13 protein-coding genes, 1 tRNA gene and 1 pseudogene are annotated in these 15,726 nt (G+C 72.2%); 6 read left to right on the forward strand and 9 right to left on the reverse strand.

Annotated features, from left to right (window positions below; genetic code table 11):
• The first annotated feature begins 9 nt into the window (after positions 1-9).
• The 3 genes from ABZ953_RS26425 to ABZ953_RS26435 all read left to right on the forward strand — a co-directional run bounded on the left by ABZ953_RS26425 (position 10) and on the right by ABZ953_RS26435 (position 2,722).
• On the forward strand, positions 10-1,383 hold the full coding sequence (locus ABZ953_RS26425) for an NAD-dependent succinate-semialdehyde dehydrogenase (RefSeq protein ID WP_361728163.1): 1,374 nt from the start codon (positions 10-12) through the stop codon (positions 1,381-1,383).
• Positions 1,384-1,436: 53 nt separating this feature from the next.
• The gene (locus tag ABZ953_RS26430; RefSeq protein ID WP_361728166.1) at positions 1,437-1,805 is read left to right on the forward strand and encodes a low affinity iron permease family protein; all 369 of its coding nucleotides are present in this window, start codon (positions 1,437-1,439) and stop codon (positions 1,803-1,805) included.
• 239 nt (positions 1,806-2,044) lie between these two features.
• Positions 2,045-2,722 carry a DUF4232 domain-containing protein gene (locus ABZ953_RS26435; RefSeq protein WP_361728169.1) on the forward strand — a complete coding sequence of 226 codons (678 nt, stop codon included), beginning with the start codon at positions 2,045-2,047 and terminating at the stop codon, positions 2,720-2,722.
• 165 nt (positions 2,723-2,887) lie between these two features.
• Here ABZ953_RS26435 and ABZ953_RS26440 read toward each other — a convergent pair whose 3' ends face one another.
• Both ABZ953_RS26440 and ABZ953_RS26445 read right to left on the reverse strand, forming a co-directional pair.
• Positions 2,888-3,265: an antibiotic biosynthesis monooxygenase family protein gene (locus ABZ953_RS26440; protein WP_361728172.1), complete on the reverse strand. Its 378-nt coding sequence runs from the start codon at positions 3,263-3,265 to the stop codon at positions 2,888-2,890.
• Between the two features lie 90 nt (positions 3,266-3,355).
• Positions 3,356-3,778: a hypothetical protein gene (locus ABZ953_RS26445; protein ID WP_361728175.1), complete on the reverse strand. Its 423-nt coding sequence runs from the start codon at positions 3,776-3,778 to the stop codon at positions 3,356-3,358.
• Between the two features lie 171 nt (positions 3,779-3,949).
• On the opposite strand from ABZ953_RS26445, the gene ABZ953_RS26450 reads away from it, so the two are divergent.
• The gene (locus ABZ953_RS26450) at positions 3,950-4,915 is read left to right on the forward strand and encodes a YafY family protein (protein WP_361728178.1); all 966 of its coding nucleotides are present in this window, start codon (positions 3,950-3,952) and stop codon (positions 4,913-4,915) included.
• 129 nt (positions 4,916-5,044) lie between these two features.
• Here ABZ953_RS26450 and ABZ953_RS26455 read toward each other — a convergent pair.
• Positions 5,045-5,118: transfer RNA gene (locus ABZ953_RS26455), tRNA-Pro, on the reverse strand.
• Positions 5,119-5,225: 107 nt separating this feature from the next.
• Here ABZ953_RS26455 and ABZ953_RS26460 point away from each other — a divergent pair.
• Both ABZ953_RS26460 and ABZ953_RS26465 read left to right on the forward strand, forming a co-directional pair.
• Positions 5,226-5,756: a DUF309 domain-containing protein gene (locus ABZ953_RS26460; protein WP_361728181.1), complete on the forward strand. Its 531-nt coding sequence runs from the start codon at positions 5,226-5,228 to the stop codon at positions 5,754-5,756.
• A 300-nt stretch (positions 5,757-6,056) separates the two neighbouring features.
• On the forward strand, positions 6,057-8,153 hold the full coding sequence (locus ABZ953_RS26465) for an MDR family MFS transporter (protein WP_361728184.1): 2,097 nt from the start codon (positions 6,057-6,059) through the stop codon (positions 8,151-8,153).
• Positions 8,154-8,243: 90 nt separating this feature from the next.
• Here the strand turns inward: ABZ953_RS26465 and ABZ953_RS26470 are convergent.
• The 6 genes and pseudogenes from ABZ953_RS26470 to ABZ953_RS26495 all read right to left on the reverse strand — a co-directional run.
• Positions 8,244-8,357: pseudogene (locus ABZ953_RS26470) on the reverse strand (sulfite exporter TauE/SafE family protein); the annotation flags it as partial.
• 19 nt (positions 8,358-8,376) lie between these two features.
• Positions 8,377-9,894, reverse strand: a complete 1,518-nt coding sequence (locus ABZ953_RS26475; RefSeq protein ID WP_361728187.1) for a long-chain fatty acid--CoA ligase — start codon at positions 9,892-9,894, stop codon at positions 8,377-8,379.
• 202 nt (positions 9,895-10,096) lie between these two features.
• Positions 10,097-11,284: a thiolase family protein gene (locus ABZ953_RS26480; RefSeq protein ID WP_361728190.1), complete on the reverse strand. Its 1,188-nt coding sequence runs from the start codon at positions 11,282-11,284 to the stop codon at positions 10,097-10,099.
• Positions 11,285-11,549: 265 nt separating this feature from the next.
• On the reverse strand, positions 11,550-12,770 hold the full coding sequence (locus ABZ953_RS26485; protein ID WP_361728193.1) for an FAD-dependent oxidoreductase: 1,221 nt from the start codon (positions 12,768-12,770) through the stop codon (positions 11,550-11,552).
• Positions 12,767-14,212: an FAD-dependent oxidoreductase gene (locus ABZ953_RS26490; protein ID WP_361728196.1), complete on the reverse strand. Its 1,446-nt coding sequence runs from the start codon at positions 14,210-14,212 to the stop codon at positions 12,767-12,769. The genes ABZ953_RS26485 and ABZ953_RS26490 overlap by 4 nt, the downstream gene beginning before the upstream one ends.
• Entirely contained in the window at positions 14,212-15,687 is a 1,476-nt protein-coding gene (locus ABZ953_RS26495) for an FGGY family carbohydrate kinase (RefSeq protein ID WP_361728199.1), read from the reverse strand. Before ABZ953_RS26495 ends, ABZ953_RS26490 begins: the two co-directional genes overlap by 1 nt.
• Between the last annotated feature and the right edge of the window lie 39 nt (positions 15,688-15,726).

Here is a 15,726-nt window from a genome sequence, read left to right on the forward strand (position 1 = left end):
GGCCAAGCCATGGAGCACTACCGAGTCGTCAACCCCGCCACCGGCGAGACCGAGCGGGAGTACCCGACCGCCACCGACGCCGAACTGCGCGAGGCCCTGGAGAGCGCCGACGCCGCCCAGCGCGACTGGGCCGCCCGCAAGCCCGCCGAACGTGCCGCCGTGCTGCACCGGGTCGCCGACCTGTACGAGGAGCGCAGTGAGCAGCTCGCTGCCGTTATCACCCGTGAGATGGGCAAGCCCGTCAAGCAGGGCCTCGGCGAGATCGCCACCGTCGTGTCGATCTACCGGTACTACGCCGACCACGGCGAGGAGTTCCTGAAGGAGGAGGAGCTCCAGGTCGCCTCCGGCGGCCGGGCCGTCGTCCGCAAGGAGGCCGTCGGCACCCTGCTGGGGATCATGCCGTGGAACTTCCCCTACTACCAGGTCGCCCGGTTCGCCGCGCCCAACCTGATGCTCGGTAACACGGTGCTGCTCAAGCACGCCCCGCAGTGCCCGGAGTCGGCGCTCGAGATGGAGCGCGTCTTCCGCGACGCGGGTCTGCCGAAGGGGGCGTACGTCAATATCTTCGCCACCAACGATCAGATCGAGACCCTGATCGGCGACGACCGTGTCCAGGGCGTCTCGCTGACCGGTTCGGAGCGGGCCGGGGCAGCGGTCGCCGAGATCGCCGGCCGCAATCTGAAGAAGGTCGTCCTGGAACTCGGCGGCTCCGACCCCTACCTGATCCTGGGCGTCTCCGACCTGGACCGGGTCGTGAAGAACACGCTCTCGGGCCGGATGGGCAACGCCGGGCAGGCATGCAACGCCTCCAAGCGGATCATCGCCCTGGACCAGCACTACGACGCCTTCGCCGAGCGCTACACCGAGGCGGTCCGCGCCATAGTGCCGGGCGACCCCGCCGATCCGGACACCTACATGGGGCCGCTCTCCTCCGCAAAGGCCGTCGACGCCCTGGACGAGCAGGTCCAGGACGCCGTGGCCAAGGGCGCCACCGTCCTGGCCGGTGGCCGGCGCATCGACCGGCCCGGCGCCTGGTACGAGCCGACCGTGCTGACCGGCATCACCCCCGACATGCGCGCCTACAAGGAGGAACTGTTCGGCCCGGTGGCGCTGCTGTTCAAGGTGGGCTCCGAGGACGAAGCCGTCGCCTTCGCCAACAACTCGCCCTACGGACTCAGTGCCTCGGTGCAGACCGACGACGCCGAGCAGGCACAGCGGGTGGCCCAGCGCCTCCAGACCGGCATGGTGTTCGTCGGCGGACCGGCCGGAACCGCCGCCGAACTGCCCTTCGGCGGCGTCAAGCGCTCCGGCTTCGGCCGCGAACTGGGCCGCTTCGGCATGGAGGAGTTCGCCAACCACAAGTTGGTCCGACTGGTTCGCTGACCACCGGGCACAAGGACCGCACCACCACCCAGCGGGACCGAAAGAGGCAGCACATGGCCCTGGAGCACCCGGCCGAACGCGGCGGCAGCAGACGCGGCCCTTTCGAGCGGCTCGCCGAGCGGGCGTCCAACTTCACCAGCAGCCCGGCGTTCTTCGGGGTCTGCCTGCTTCTGGTCGGCATCGTCATCGGCGTGCACATCGCCAAGGCGCCGCTCACCTGGATGCTGCTGGCGGGCGAGTCCATGACCGCGGTCACTCTCCTGCTGCTGGCGCTGCTGAAGAACAGCGAACGCCGGGCCGAGCACGCCGTGCAGCGCAAGCTCGACGCCCTCGCCGCCGCGATGCTGGAGATCCAGCGCGGCGAACCCGGCCCGGCCCAGCGCACCCTGCGCACGGCGATCGGCATCGAGGAGCAGACCTGAGCCGGACCTGGGCGGGACCTCAGCGGCGGGCGATGCGCGGCGCGACCTGACGGCGAGGGAGCCAGTTGTGCAGGTGGTCGAAGTCGTAGCCCGGAAGTCGGGCGTCCAATGCCGTTGCGCTGGAGCGTGGTTGCTGGGACAGAACGCGGACATTCTCAGGATCAGCTGAAGACCAGGGCGGACCTAGTGTCGTTGGTGTCAGCACGGAAAACCGCCACCGATACCCCCTGGAGAACTTCATGCGCTCGCGTCGTGCCGCCCGTTCCGCCCACCTCGCCCTGGCCGCGGTGGCGGTCGCAGCCTTTGCCGCCACCGCCACCGCCTGCGGCCCGGACGACACCACGAGCGCCGGCACCTCCACGACCCCGGCCGCCGACAGCGGCAAGGACACGAGCCCCTCCAAGGACGGCTCCTCCAGCGAGGCCGGCTCCAACTCGGGCGCCTCCGCGGGCAAGTCGGGCTCGGCAGGCGACGGCAAGGACAGCAAGGGTGGCACGGAGGACGGTTACGGGCAGGCCTGCGGCACCAACGATCTGACCTTCACTCTCACCTCGGAGTCCCAGGCCGGCGGCTACTACCTTGTCGCCGCCAAGGCCAAGTCCGGCATCACCTGCTCCCTGGACGTCAACACCCCCAGCGTGTCCTTCGGCTCCGACGCCCAGGGTGTCGCTTCCCCCGTCGGACAGGGCGGCGAAGACCCCATCAAGCTCTCCGGTTCCGCGGTCGCCTACACCGGCATCAGCCCCAAGTCCACCGACAGCGACGGCGGCACCCAGTTCGAGAGCGTCATCCTGGGCCTGACCGAGAATGACCCCAACCCGGCCGAACTCAAGCTTCCCGAGCCCGCCGACGTCGACAAGCCCATCGTCACCAACTGGTCGGTCAACCGCTCCGAGACCGTCCCCGTCATCAGCTGACCCCCTCATCGCCTCGGCATCCCGCCTCCTGACGCCCGGGATGATCAGCCGGGGTTCCACGCTGAGCAGCAGCAGTGCGCCTGCGGGCGAGGCATTACCTGAAGCCGGGCCCACTCGGTGGCCCCGGCCGCAGCACTGAGCGTGGCGGAAGACGGGTGCGGCCGTCTACGTCGGCTGTCCGGTCTCCGCTGTCGCGGCGGAGTAGTCGGCGGCGATGTCATACAGGCCCGGGCTTGATGTGACCGGTGTCTGCGAGTTCTCGCGCGCGGCTCGGGTGTGCTGCTGGAACGCGGGGTCCGAGCCTGCGGCCTCGTACGCCTCAAGGCTCTGCCAGTGCGAGATGTTGACGAGCTGGAACCGGGTCTGCGACGAACGGGCCCGGTGCAGCCGGGAGTCGAGGAAACCGGGCTTGGCGCTCATGAGTGCGGCACGTTGCTCCCACCGGGCGATGAACGCGTCGAGGTGTTCGGCGGCGATCTCGAAGATGTTGATGAACGTGACGGGCGCGTCCGGCGCGTTCACGAGCTGGCTGTCTGGGGTCATGGGGATCTCCGGTCAGGGGTGGCGCCGCCCGGTCGGCGGGCGCGGAGGGGTCGGGGGTGGGGGACCGTTGGCTGAGAGGGCCGTTATGGGTCAGGGCCTGTTGCGCAACGCCGCGAGTTGCAAGATGGCGAAGACCGCGACGGGGAGGGTTTGGAGGGCCGTCCACACCGTGCCGACGGCGTTGGGGTCCCACCAGTCGAGGGCGAGGGAGGCGATGCTCGCCGCCACCCACGAGGCCCCGATCGCGATGACGATCCGCACCGATGCTGTGGGCGGCCGGGCATGTGCGGCCAGCAGGGCCACGCCCACGCCGATTGTGAGCATCAGGCCGCCGCAGGTGAGCATCAGCTTGGCGTCGACGCCGAGGAGCCGGGCCAGCGGTCCGGAGGCGAAGAGGTAGGCCAGTCCGAAAACGATCATCCCGGCCGCGTCCAGGGTGAGGACGCGGCGCAGCGGAGCATGCGTCGGCGTGGGGGGATTCGTCGGGGCGGTGTCTGTCGATGAGGATGTCATTGAGGTCTCCGGGCGGTCGCCGTCACCGGGCGGTGCGGGGCAGCACGGGCCCCTCGATCCGGCTGGCCAGGGTCTCGATGTCTTTGCGCTGCACGATGCTGCTCCTTCGTCGATGTCAACGGGAGCGATCTTGCGGGGCTTATATGACATCCGCCGTCATATTCTGCGCAGGTGAAATTCGACCGCTTGCTCTCGATCGTGCTGCTGCTCCAGCACCGTGACCTGGTTCCGGCCAGGGAACTCGCCGCGCGTCTGGAGGTGTCGCAGCGCACCATCTACCGCGACGTCGAGGCGCTGTCGACGGCGGGCGTTCCGGTGTACGCCGAGCGGGGAAAGGACGGTGGCATCGGGCTGCTGGCCGGTTTCCGCACCGACGTCACGGGTCTGACCACCGATGAGGCGCGCGCGTTGTTCGTGCTGGCGTCGCAGAGCGCCCACTCGGCGCTCGGTCTCGACCACGCCCTGGGCTCCGCGCTGCGCAAGGTGATGGCCGCGCTGCCCGCCCCGCACCGCCCGGCGGCCGAGCTGACCAGCCGCCGCGTTCTCGTCGAACCGTACCGCTGGCGTGCCGCACTTCGCCCCGAGACCGATCTGGAGGCCCTGTACGCAGCGGTCCTCAGCGACCGTCGGCTGCGCGTGCGTTACCGGCACGGCGGGCAGAGCACCCCGCGCACCTACACCGTCGACCCGTACGGACTGGTGGCCAAGGCCGGCACCTGGTATCTGGTCGCCGACCACAAGGGCGAGCCACGGCTCTTCCGCACCGACCGGCTGTCGCATGTCCGGCTCCTCGAGGCCGAAGCGCGCCGTCGGCCCCGTATGGAGCTGACCGAGGTGTGGCACGGCCTGCGCCATGCGGTGGAAGCCCGCGACGGGAGCGTCCCGATCGCCATCCGGGTGCGCCGCGAGTGGCTGGACATGGTGACCCGCATCGTGGGCGAGTACTTCACCGGGCCGCCCGTTCCCGAGACCGGCACCGACGACTGGCTGCGGGCGGAGGTCGTCTACCCCGTCGTGGAGGCGGTCCGCCAGCTGCTGCAGTTCGGCACCGCAGTCCAGGTCGTCGACCCTCCCGAGGCACGGGCGGAGATGGCCCGCGCCGTCACCGAGTTGGCCGGGGTCTACGGCACTGCCTGAGCCACGGTTTCAGGGGCGCGCTCCCGCCGGTCACCGTCCGGTCGTCCGGCCCCCGGCCGGTCCCCAAAAATGATCAAGGGCCGGTTTCGGATATCTCCAAAACCGGCCCTGACCTGCGACTGTCTCCAGTCGGGACGACAGGATTTGAACCTGCGACCCCTTGACCCCCAGTCAAGTGCGCTACCAAGCTGCGCCACGTCCCGATGTGTCCGGCGCGGTGTCCCGCGTGATCACAAGTAGAACTCTACCCCACGGCGAAGGGTGCTCCGTTCTCCGGTGACCGTCGTCAGCCACGCGCGACAATCGGCGTATGAGCACTGCACCTGGACCGTACGACAGTGGCCGTGAGCGCGACCGGGACGAGGAGGGACGGGCCCGCAACCAGCGGCCCCGGGACGGGCTCGGCCGGCCGCTGCCCTATGGCGCCGACGGAGTGCCCCGGCAGCCGGAGGGCGTCGTCCGCGCGCCCGAGGAGTCCGTCACCGAGGCACAGGCGCTGCTGGACGCGGGGCGCCCCTTCCACGCGCACGAGGTCTTCGAGGACGCCTGGAAGTCCGGGCCCGAGACGGAGCGCGGCCTGTGGAAGGGGCTTGCGCAGCTCGCCGTCGGACTCACGCACTCGGCCCGCGGCAACACCACGGGCGGGGCACGGCTGCTGCTCCGCGGGGCCGGAGCGGTCTCCGCGTGGAGCGCGGAGTGCGGGCAGGTCCGGCCGTACGGGATGGACGTCGTCGAACTGGTCGGCTGGGCGGAGGCGTTGGCCGGGCTCCTGGAGCGCGAGGGGGCCGCGGTGGACGCGGTGGCTCACGCGCCGCGGCTGCGTGGGGGGTCGGCGGGGTAGCGGCGCCGCGACCCCCACCCGGTCAGCGCGGAGGCGTCCCGCCCCACACCCCCCACCCGCTCGGCGACGAGGGCGTCTGCGGCTCTCCCGGGTCGGCGCGGGGACGTCTGCGGCTCTCCCCCGGTCGGCGCGGAGGCGTCCACCGCTCTCCCGGGACCGGACCGGGGTCGGCGCGGAGGCGTCCGCCGCTCTTCCCGGGGCCGGACCGCCTGGTGCGTGCCCCCCCCCCCGCCCCCACCCCGTCACCGAACCGGCCTCGCCCCGCATGCACACGTCCGGCGCCGGTGTGAGGGTGGCCGTGTGACCACGACCGATCAGCCGACCGCGTCCGTTTCCGCCGAGGCACAGGCGCCGCCCGTCCTCGACCGGCGGCGGCGCAACGTCGTCTTCGTGACGATCATGCTGGGCATGCTCCTCGCCGCCCTCGACCAGACCATCGTCGGCACCGCGCTGCCGACGATCGTGTCGGATCTGGGCGGGGCGGAGCACATGTCGTGGGTCGTCACGTCCTATCTGCTCGCGGAGACCGTGGCCACGGTCCTCGTCGGGAAGTTCGGTGACCTGTTCGGGCGCAAGGTCGTCTTCCAGCTCTCCGCGGTCATCTTCATCACGGGCTCGTTCCTGTGCGGCCTGTCGACGAACATGACGCTGCTCATCGCCTGGCGGGCGATGCAGGGCATCGGCGCGGGTGGCCTGATGGTCACGTCCATGGCGCTGATCGCCGACGTCATCCCGCTGCGCGAGCGGGGCAAGTACCAGGGCGCGATCGGTGCCGTCTTCGGGGTGTCCACAGTGATCGGACCGCTGCTCGGCGGGCTCTTCACGGACCACCTGAGCTGGCGCTGGGCGTTCTACGTCAACGTGCCCATCGCGATCGTCGTGGTCCTCGCCGCCGCCCGCACCATCCCCGTGGTGAAGTCCGCCGTGCGGCCCGTCATCGACTATCTCGGCATCGCGCTCGTGGCCATCGGTGCGAGTGCGCTGATCCTGGCGACGAGTTGGGGAGGCAACCAGTACGCGTGGGGGTCGCCGACCATCATCGTCCTCTTTGTCGGCGGCCTGGTCGCCCTCGCGCTGTTCTGCGTCGTGGAGACCCGGGCGGCCGAACCGATGCTGCCGATGCGACTGTTCGGCAATCCGGTCTTCACGGTCTGCTCGATCCTCAGCTTCATCGTGGGCTTCGCGATGCTGGGGGCGATGACGTTCCTGCCGACGTACCTGCAGTACGTGGACGGGGACTCGGCCACCATTTCGGGCGTCCGGACGCTGCCCATGGTCATCGGGCTGCTCATCGCGTCGATCTTCAGCGGCAATGTGGTCAGCAAGACCGGCACGTATCGGATCTTCCCCATCGTCGGCGCGCTGGTGATGGCGCTGGGGCTCTATCTGCTCTCGCTGATGGGCAGCGACACCAGTACGTGGCTGGAGTCGCTGTACATGTTCGTGCTCGGCACCGGCATCGGCCTGTGCATGCAGGTCCTGACGATCGCCGTGCAGAACACCGTCCCGTACACCGACCTCGGCACCGCGACGTCGGGCGTCACGTTCTTCCGCACTCTCGGCAGCTCGTTCGGCACGGCCGTGTTCGGCACCATCTACGCCAACACCCTCGCGCCGAACCTCAAGGACGGGGTGGCCGCCGCCGCGCGGGCCGGCGGGGACCCTGCCGTCGTCGGGAAGGCGGCGCAGAGCCCCGGAGGCCTGCACGAACTGCCCGGTGCCGCCGCCGCACCCGTCATCAAGGCGTACGCGGACACCCTGCACACGGTCTTCCTCTGGACCGTCCCGGTCGCGCTCATCGGATTCCTGGTGGCGCTCTTCCTCAAGCAGGTCGAACTGCGCGACAGCGCGCGCATGGGCGCCCCGGACATGGGCGAGGGCTTCGCGCAGCCGACGAGCGGCGACTCCGGGCACCTCCTGGAACGGAGCATCGCCCACATCATCGGCAATGTCGGCATGACGACCGCGCGGAGCATCATCCGGGACTCCGACACCCGTCTCGACATCGCGGGCGCCTGGGCGGTCATGCAGGTATCGCTCCTCACCCGGATGGTCGGACACGCGAGCCTCGGCCTGATCGCCACCCGGCGCAGGATTCCGCCCGAGGTCCTGGTGCCCGTCTTCGACCGCATGGTCGACGAGGGCTATCTGACCCGTACGGGCACGTACTTCTCGCACACGCCCGCCGGGGAGCGCGAGGCGGAGGTCATCTCCCGGGCGTGGGCCGCCTGGCTGGGCCAGGAGGTCCAGAAGGACATCGGCCGCCCGGCGGACAAGGAGCTCACCGGGGCCGTGGACGCGATCGCCAAGCGGCTGCTCGCGGAGGACCTGGAGCACGGGCTCTCGACCGAGACGGCGGGCGCCCCGGTCGGCGCGACGCTGACCGACGCGCGCTGACCGACGTGCGCTGACCGGCGTGCGCTGGGCTCTTCGAGCAGCTGGTGATCGGCGCGACCGTACTGGGCGGCCTGCAACTGCTGGCACCTCGAACAGCGCGAGGCTGATGGTGTTCGCGCCGCTGACGGCGGTCTTCGAGAAGCCGACCAGCATCGCCGCGGCGGCGAGAGCGGCGAACTGCCCGGCCGAGAGGTCCCATCCCATGCGGGTGTTCCTACAGCGCTTACGCGCTGTAGTGGGCGCGCAGTTCCCTCTTGAGGACCTTCATGCTGGGCCCGAGCGGGAGTTGGTCGGTGAACTCGACGAGGCGCGGGTACTTGTGGCGGCCCAGATGTTCCTTGGACCACTCGATGATCTCCCCGGCCGCTTCGGGCGTCGCGTCGGCCGCCGCGACGACGACCGCGCAGATCTCCTCGCCGTGCACGGGGTCGGGCAGGCCGATCACGGCGGCCTGGGTGACGCCGGGGTGGCGCATCAGGACCTCTTCGACCTCGCGCGGGTAGACGTTGAAGCCGCCGCGGATGATGACGTCCTTCTTGCGGTCGACGATGGTCAGGAAGCCGTCGGCGTCCTTGGTGCCCAGGTCGCCGCTGCGGAACCAGCCGTCGACCACGGCTTCGGCGGTCGCCTCGGGACGTCCCAGGTAGCCGGAGAAGACGTTGTGGCCACGGACGACGACCTCGCCGAGCTCGCCGGTCGGCAGCAGTTCGACGCGGTCGTCGACGTCGGCGCGGGCGATCTCCACGTCGACGCCCCACACGGGGTGGCCGATGCTGCCGGGCCTGGTCCCGAAGTCGGGCTGGTTGACGGAGGCGGTCGGCGACGTCTCGGAGAGCCCGTAACCCTCGTATACGGGGGTGCCGAAGGCCTTCTCGAAGCGTTCGAGCACGGCGACCGGCAGGGAGGCGCCGCCCGAGATGCAGATCCGCAGCCGGGGCAGCCGCTCGGCGGTCTCGGCGGCGGCCACCAGGCCCACGTACATGGTGGGGACGCCGTGGAAGGTGTTGATGCCCTCCGCGTTCATCAGCTCGACGGCGCGCGCGGCGTCGAAGCGCGGCAGCAGGACGAGGGTCGCGCCGGCCCGCCAGGTCGAGTTCATGGAGACGGTCTGGCCGAAGGCGTGGAACAGCGGCAGCGCGCCGAGGACTATGTCGTCCGGGCGGACGTCGTTGGCGTCGAAGGCGTTGACCGTCGCGTTCATCACCAGGTTGAAGTGGCTGAGCACGGCGCCCTTGGGGATGCCTGTGGTGCCGCTGGTGTAGAAGATGACGGCCGGGTCGTCGGCATCGCGCGTGGCGTACGAGGTGAGGGGCTCGGCGGCGCGGGCCAGGGCCTCCAACTCGCCCTCGGCGCCCAGGGTGAGCATGCGCACGTCGGTCGCCTCGGCGGCCTGCGCGCCCGTCGGCGCCTGCGCGGGGTGGCAGAGGAGCAGGGTGGCTCCGCTGTCCCGCAGCACGTGCTCGACCTCCGTCGCGGAGAGCAGCAGGTGGACGGGGACGACGACTCCACCGGCGGCCAGGACGGCGTAGTAGGCCTTCGGGAACTCGGCGGTGTTGGGGGCAAGGAGGGCCACGCGGTCCCCCGGCCGTACGCCGAGCCCGGCGAGGGCGGCGCCCTGGGCGCGGGCCTGGTGCCACATCTCGCGGAAGGAGAGCCGCACGGCGCCCTCGACGAGCGCGATGCGGTCCGGGTGGCGGCGGGCGGGCTCGGCGAGGATCGCGGCGAGGGACAGCGTGGCCATGAGAGAGAGTGCTCCGTTTCCGTGGGGCTTGCGGTGGTTCGGGCTGATGCTCGACGGCGGCGCGGCATCCGCCCCACTCCTGGAGGGACGGTATGCGCAGGGGGTTCAGCCGGGTCCGACGGCGGCGGCACGCACCCGCCCCCGTCGGCCGCCGTGAACCGCGCCCGCGGCGAACCGCGCCCGCCGTGTGTCGCGTCCGTCGTCAGTCGCGTTCGACCAGGAGCGCGCTGCCCTGCCCGACGCCCACGCACATGGTGGCGAGGCCGCGGGTGGCGCCCGTGCGGCGCATCCGGTGCAGCAGCGTGGTGAGGATGCGGGCGCCGGAGCAGCCCAGGGGGTGGCCGAGCGCGATGGCACCGCCGGAGGGGTTGACCAGCTCGGGGTCGATGCCGAGGGCGTCGACGCAGGCGAGCGCCTGGGCGGCGAACGCCTCGTTGAACTCCGCCTCCTGGAGGTCGCCGATGCCCCAGCCGACGCGGTCGAGCGCCTTGCGCGTGGCGGGGACGGGTCCGATGCCCATGACGTCCGGGTGGACTCCGGCGGAGGCCCCGGCCGCGTACCGCCCGAGGGATTCCAGGCCGAGGTCGTTCAGCGCCTCTTCGCTGACGAGCAGCAGCCCGGCCGCTCCGTCGTTCATCGGCGAGGCGTTGCCCGCGGTGACGGTGCCGTCCTTGCGGAAGACGGGGCGCAGGCCGCTGAGCTTCTCGTACGAGGTGTCCTCGCGCACGCACTCGTCCGTGTCGACGACGATGCCGTCGGGGCGGGTGACGGGGAGCAGCTCGTCGTCGAAGTGGCCGTCCTTGCGGGCGGCGGCCGCGCGCTGGTGGCTGCGGAGCGCGAAGGCGTCCTGGCGCTCGCGCGAGACGCCGTACCGCCCGGCGACCTCCTCGGCGGTCTCGCCCATCGCGAGGACGCCGTGCAGCTCCTTCATCCGCGGGTTGGTCAGGCGCCAGCCGAGGCGGGTGTCGGCGGTCTCCATCCGGTGCGGCAGCGCCTCGTCGGGGCGGGGCAGCACGAAGGGGGCGCGGCTCATCGACTCGGAGCCGCCCGCGAGGAGGACGTCGGCCTCACCCGCGGCGATCGTGCGCGCGGCGGTCGTGACGGCTTCGAGGCCGGAGGCGCACAGCCGGTTCACGGTCGCGCCGGGAACGGTCTCCGGGAGCCCCGCGAGGAGGGCGGCCATGCGGGCCACGTTGCGGTTGTCCTCGCCCGCTTGGTTGGCGGCGCCCCAGTAGATGTCGTCGATCCGGGCGGGGTCGAGCTGGGGGATGTCGGCGAGGAGTCCGCGCACGACGCCCGCTGCGAGGTCGTCGGGACGGACTGAGGAGAGGGTGCCGCGGAGTTTGCCGATGGGGGTGCGGCGGGCGGCGGCGAAGTGGACGGTGCGCACGATACGGCTCCGGATCGTTCTGCGGGGTCTCGCTGCTTCGGTTGGTGCAGGTCACACGGGTCACACAAGTCACGCGGGTCACGCTGGGTACGGGGCGGGATGTCGCTCCGTAAATTAGCGCTGCTAGTTTTGGAGTCTATGCGGGAGGCGGGAGCATGGGAAGAGGGGCCCGTGGGAGCCCCGGACGGAAGCCGCCGACCGCCCCCGGCCCGGTCCCCCCGAAGGAGACCCGCACCGCGTCCCCTGAGAGAGACCCGCACCGCGTCTACCCGAGGGAGACCCGTACCGCGCCGCCCGCGACGTCCACCCGCGCCGCCCAGCCCCCGGCGACCCGGAACGGGCGGTTCGCGACGGCCCCGCGGCGCAGGCGTGCGCGGTGGAGCACCCTGCCGTCCTGCGTGATCACCAGTGTCGGGCGCGGCACGAACTCGGTCGTCCGCAGCGTGAAACCGTCGCCCGGCTCGTCCTGGGTCAGCCTGTTCGGGGCGATCCAGCCGAGCGGCGCCGTGACACGCAGCGGCACCGAGGCCGAGGGCCAGTCACCGTCGCGGAGGTAGCGCCGCACGGCTGTCGCCGCCAGCGCACCCTCGCGCACGACCGTGCGTGCCGGTTCGGCGGCGTGCAGTACATTGCCCACCGCGAAGACACCGCGCGCATCGGTACGGAAGGCGCCGTCGACGGCCGGACCCCGCGTACCCCGGTCCATCAACAGGCCGCCGCTCCGGGCCAGTTCGTGGTCGGGCACGAAGTCGCCGGTGAAGACGACCGTGTCGCAGGCGACGTACGCGGTCCTGCCGTCCCGGTGGCGCAGCCGGACGCCCGACAGGCGGCCACGACCGAGGAGTTCGGCGACCGTGGCGTCCGTGAGAACGGGCACGCCGCGCCGCAGCCGGGCTTCGAGGGCGCGGGCCCGCGGAGCCTGGTGGCGCGGGTGCTCGGTGACCAGCGCGGCGACGGCGACCCCGGCCCGTCGCAGGGTGTCGAGGGCCGCGAAGCCCACCGGCTCCGCGCCGACCACGACGGCCCGCGTGCCGATGCGCGACCCGTGCGGGTGGACGGCCTGCTGGAGCTCGCCCGCGGTGAACACCCCCGCGGGGCGGGTGCCCGGCACGAGGCGTGCGGCGCGCGGGCGCTCGCGGGCGCCGGTGGCGAGGACGACGGCGCGGGCGGTGATCCGCTCCAGGCCGCGCGGGCTCGTGGTGTCCAGGGTGAGCGGCGCCGCCCAAGCCGTCACCGTGACCCCGGTCCGCAGGACCGCTCCGGCGCCCACGGCCGCCGCCACGCAGCGCTCCGCGAACCGCGGCCCCGTCGTACCGGGAGGGCCGAAGCCGCCGTGCGCGCAGTGTCGCGGGACGCCGCCCCCCTGCCGCTCCCGGTCCACCACCTCGACCTCGCCGACGCCCGCCACTGCGAGCCCGGCCGCGGTGGCGAGGCCGGCGGGTCCTGCGCCGACGACGAGTACGTCGACGATGCGTTCGCGCCTCACCGTGCCCCCAACTCCGTACCCTGCTCGTAGAGATCCTGCTCGTAGAGACCCTGCTCGTAGAGTTCGCGCACCCGGGCGCCGCAGTAGAACCCCTGGCAGCGGCCGCCGCGTGCCCGCGTGCGGCGGCGCAGGCCGTCCGGTGAGCCGGGTGGCACCGTCGCGGCGAGGGCGTCGCGGATCTCGCCGCGCGTCACCCGCTCGCAGTGGCAGACCACGTCTCCGTACGCGGGGTTGGCCGCGATGAGGTCGGCCCGCTGGTAGGGGCGCGGGAAGGCCTCGCCGAGGTTGGGCATGCGGGCGGGCGGCAGGCCCCGGGGCCCGGGGAGGTCCAGTCCCGTGGTGGCGAGCAGTTCGATGACGTGCTCCGCGATGGCCAGGGACGCGGTGAGGCCGGTGGAGCGGATGCCGCCGACGGTGACGTAGCGCTGCTCTTTGTGCGCGCTGATGCGGTAGTCGTCGTGCTCGGTGGCGGCGCGCAGTCCCGCGTAGACCGCGGTGACCTCTTCGTCGAGCAGTTCCGGGAGGATGCGACCGCCCTTGTCGCGCAGCGCGGCGATGCCTTCGGCCGTCGTGCCGGTGGCGGTCTTGTCGTCCAACTCCTCGGCGGTGGGGCCGAGGAGGACGTTTCCGTACACGGTCGGTGCCACCAGGACGCCCTTGCCGAGCGCTGTCGGGACGGGCAGCAGGATGTGGCGCACCAGGTCGCGGGCGAGCTTGTCGAAGACGAGGAGCTGGCCTCGGCGAGGGGTGACGGTGAAGTCGTCGTGACCGAGGAGCCGGTCCACGGTGTCGGCGTGCAGGCCCGCGGCGTTGACGAGGTGGCGGGTGCGGACGGTCCCGCGGGGCGTCTCCAGGAGGTGCGCCCCGGCCGCCGCGCCGGCCTTCTCGACACGGCAGTTGAGGAGAAGGTCCACCCCTGCCCGTACGGCCTGGGTGGCGTAGGCGAGGGTGGTGGTCCACGGGCAGATGATGCTCTCGCCGGGGACGTCGAGCGCGCCGAGGGCGCCGGGGCCGAGGTGCGGCTCGCGGGCACGGACCTCGGCGGGGCCGATGACGCGCGCCGCGTCGTAGCCGTTGCGCTCCGCCTTCGCCAACAGGCCGGGCAGTGCGGCCAGTTGCTCGGCGTCCCAGGCGACGAGCAGCGCGCCGACCGGTTCCACGGGGATTCCGGACTCGGCGGCGTACGCGGCGAGCAGGCGCTGCCCCTCGCGGACCAGGCGGGACTCCAGCGAGCCGGGCACGGCATCGAATCCGGTGTGCAGGATCGCCGTGTTCGCCTTCGACGTGCCGTCGCCGACGTCGTCCGACGCCTCGACCAGGGCGATGCGCAGGCCCGGGTAGCGGGCAAGGCCGCGGGCGACGGCCGAGCCGACGACGCCCGCGCCGACGACGGCCACGTCGTACGTCACGTCCGGCACCGCGCCACGCCTGGTGACCGCCATCAGGGTGTGCGTTCCAGCAGCGCGGTGACCGCCGTGCGGAAGCCCGCGAGGCGTTCGGCCGCCGCGTCCGCGTCGATCCGCGGTTCGTAGACGGCGGCGGGCCGCCACTTCGGTACGGCGTCGGCGACCGTGAGGGAGGGGTCGAGGCCGATACGGGCGACGGCGGCCGCACCGAGTGCGGTGACATCGGGCAACGCCGATACCTCTACGGGTAGTTGGAGCAGGTCGGCCTGGGTCTGCATGAGAAGGGCCGAGCGGGTGAGGCCGCCGTCGACGCGCAGGCTCGTCAAGGGCTCCCCCAGGTCGGCGGCCACCGCGTCCGCGAGCGCGACGACCTGCGCGCAGACACCCTCGCACAGCGCACGCACCAGGTGCCCGGCGGCGGTGTCGAGGCCAAGGCCTGTCAGCGAGCCACGCACGTCGCCGCGCCACCAGGGCGCCGCGAGACCGGCGAGCGCGGGCACGAAGGTGACACCGCCCGCGTCCGGTACGGCCGAGCCCACCGGGTCGATCTCCTCGGCGCCCGCGATCACGCCGAGATCTGTGAGCCAGCGGACGGCGGACGCGACCGTGTAGACCTGTCCGTCGAGGCAGTAGCTGCTGCGCCCGGCGAGCCGCCAGGCGACACAGCTGACGAGCCCCGACGGTCCGCGCCGCGGGCGGTCGCCGGTCTGCGCGAGCAGGAACGCCCCTGTTCCGTACGTGCACTTGGCGCTGCCCGACGCGGTCACGTCCTGGCCGAGCAGTGCGGCCTGCTGGTCGACGAGGAGGCCGGTGACGGGGAGCTCGGGACCGAAGGCGGTGGTCGTCCCGACCGGGCCCGCCGCGTCGACAATGCGGGGCAGGCGCTCCGCCTCGAGTCCGTAGAGCTCCAGGGCGCGCGGCGACCACTGGACGTCGTCGAGATCGAGGAGCTGGGTGCGGCCCGCGGTCGCGGCGTCGGTGACGTACGCGCCGGTGAGGCGGTGGACGAGCCAGGCGTCGCTGGTCGTGACCACGCCCTGCCGGGTGCGATGGCGACGTATCCACGCCATTTTGGGCGCGGCGAAGTACGGATCGAGCGGCAGGCCGGTGAGCCGCCGCAACTCGTCCGCGTGCTCGGCGAGTTCGGCGCAGACCGATTCAGCGCGGCGGTCCTGCCATACCAGGGCGTCGGTGAGGGGTTCGCCGGTGTCGGGGTCCCAGGCGAGGACCGTCTCCCCCTGATTGGCCAGGCCGATGGCGGCGACCGGTTCGCCCGCGTCGGCGAGCGCCCTGCGGCCCGCGTCGACCACGGAGGCGAACAGTTCGGCGGGGTCGACCTCCACCAGGCCGCCGGGAAGGAAGCGGGGGCGCACCTGCGCCGCGCCCGTGCCGAGCACGCCGCGTTCCGGGCAGACGACGAGGGCCTTGGTGCCGGACGTGCCCTGGTCCACGGCGAGCACGGGCCGCTGCGCGGGAGGCCGCGCGCCCGGAGGCCGCTCATAGGTGATCACCGCGGAAGAGTGCTACAGCGGCCCGGAGGGCGTCAAGGG

The organism is Streptomyces sp. NPDC046465 (assembly GCF_040646035.1).
Taxonomy (GTDB): Bacteria; Actinomycetota; Actinomycetes; order Streptomycetales; family Streptomycetaceae; genus Streptomyces.

What these genes read in the sequence shown, in the direction of transcription:
- ABZ953_RS26425 (WP_361728163.1), top strand. Translation starts at nt 10, where the DNA reads ATGGAGCACTACCGAGTCGTCAACCCCGCCACCGGCGAGACCGAGCGG.
- ABZ953_RS26460 (WP_361728181.1), top strand. Translation starts at nt 5,226, where the DNA reads ATGAGCACTGCACCTGGACCGTACGACAGTGGCCGTGAGCGCGACCGG.
- ABZ953_RS26490 (WP_361728196.1), bottom strand. Translation starts at nt 14,212, where the DNA reads ATGGCGGTCACCAGGCGTGGCGCGGTGCCGGACGTGACGTACGACGTG.
- ABZ953_RS26435 (WP_361728169.1), top strand. Translation starts at nt 2,045, where the DNA reads ATGCGCTCGCGTCGTGCCGCCCGTTCCGCCCACCTCGCCCTGGCCGCG.
- ABZ953_RS26430 (WP_361728166.1), top strand. Translation starts at nt 1,437, where the DNA reads ATGGCCCTGGAGCACCCGGCCGAACGCGGCGGCAGCAGACGCGGCCCT.
- ABZ953_RS26445 (WP_361728175.1), bottom strand. Translation starts at nt 3,778, where the DNA reads ATGACATCCTCATCGACAGACACCGCCCCGACGAATCCCCCCACGCCG.
- ABZ953_RS26440 (WP_361728172.1), bottom strand. Translation starts at nt 3,265, where the DNA reads ATGACCCCAGACAGCCAGCTCGTGAACGCGCCGGACGCGCCCGTCACG.
- ABZ953_RS26475 (WP_361728187.1), bottom strand. Translation starts at nt 9,894, where the DNA reads ATGGCCACGCTGTCCCTCGCCGCGATCCTCGCCGAGCCCGCCCGCCGC.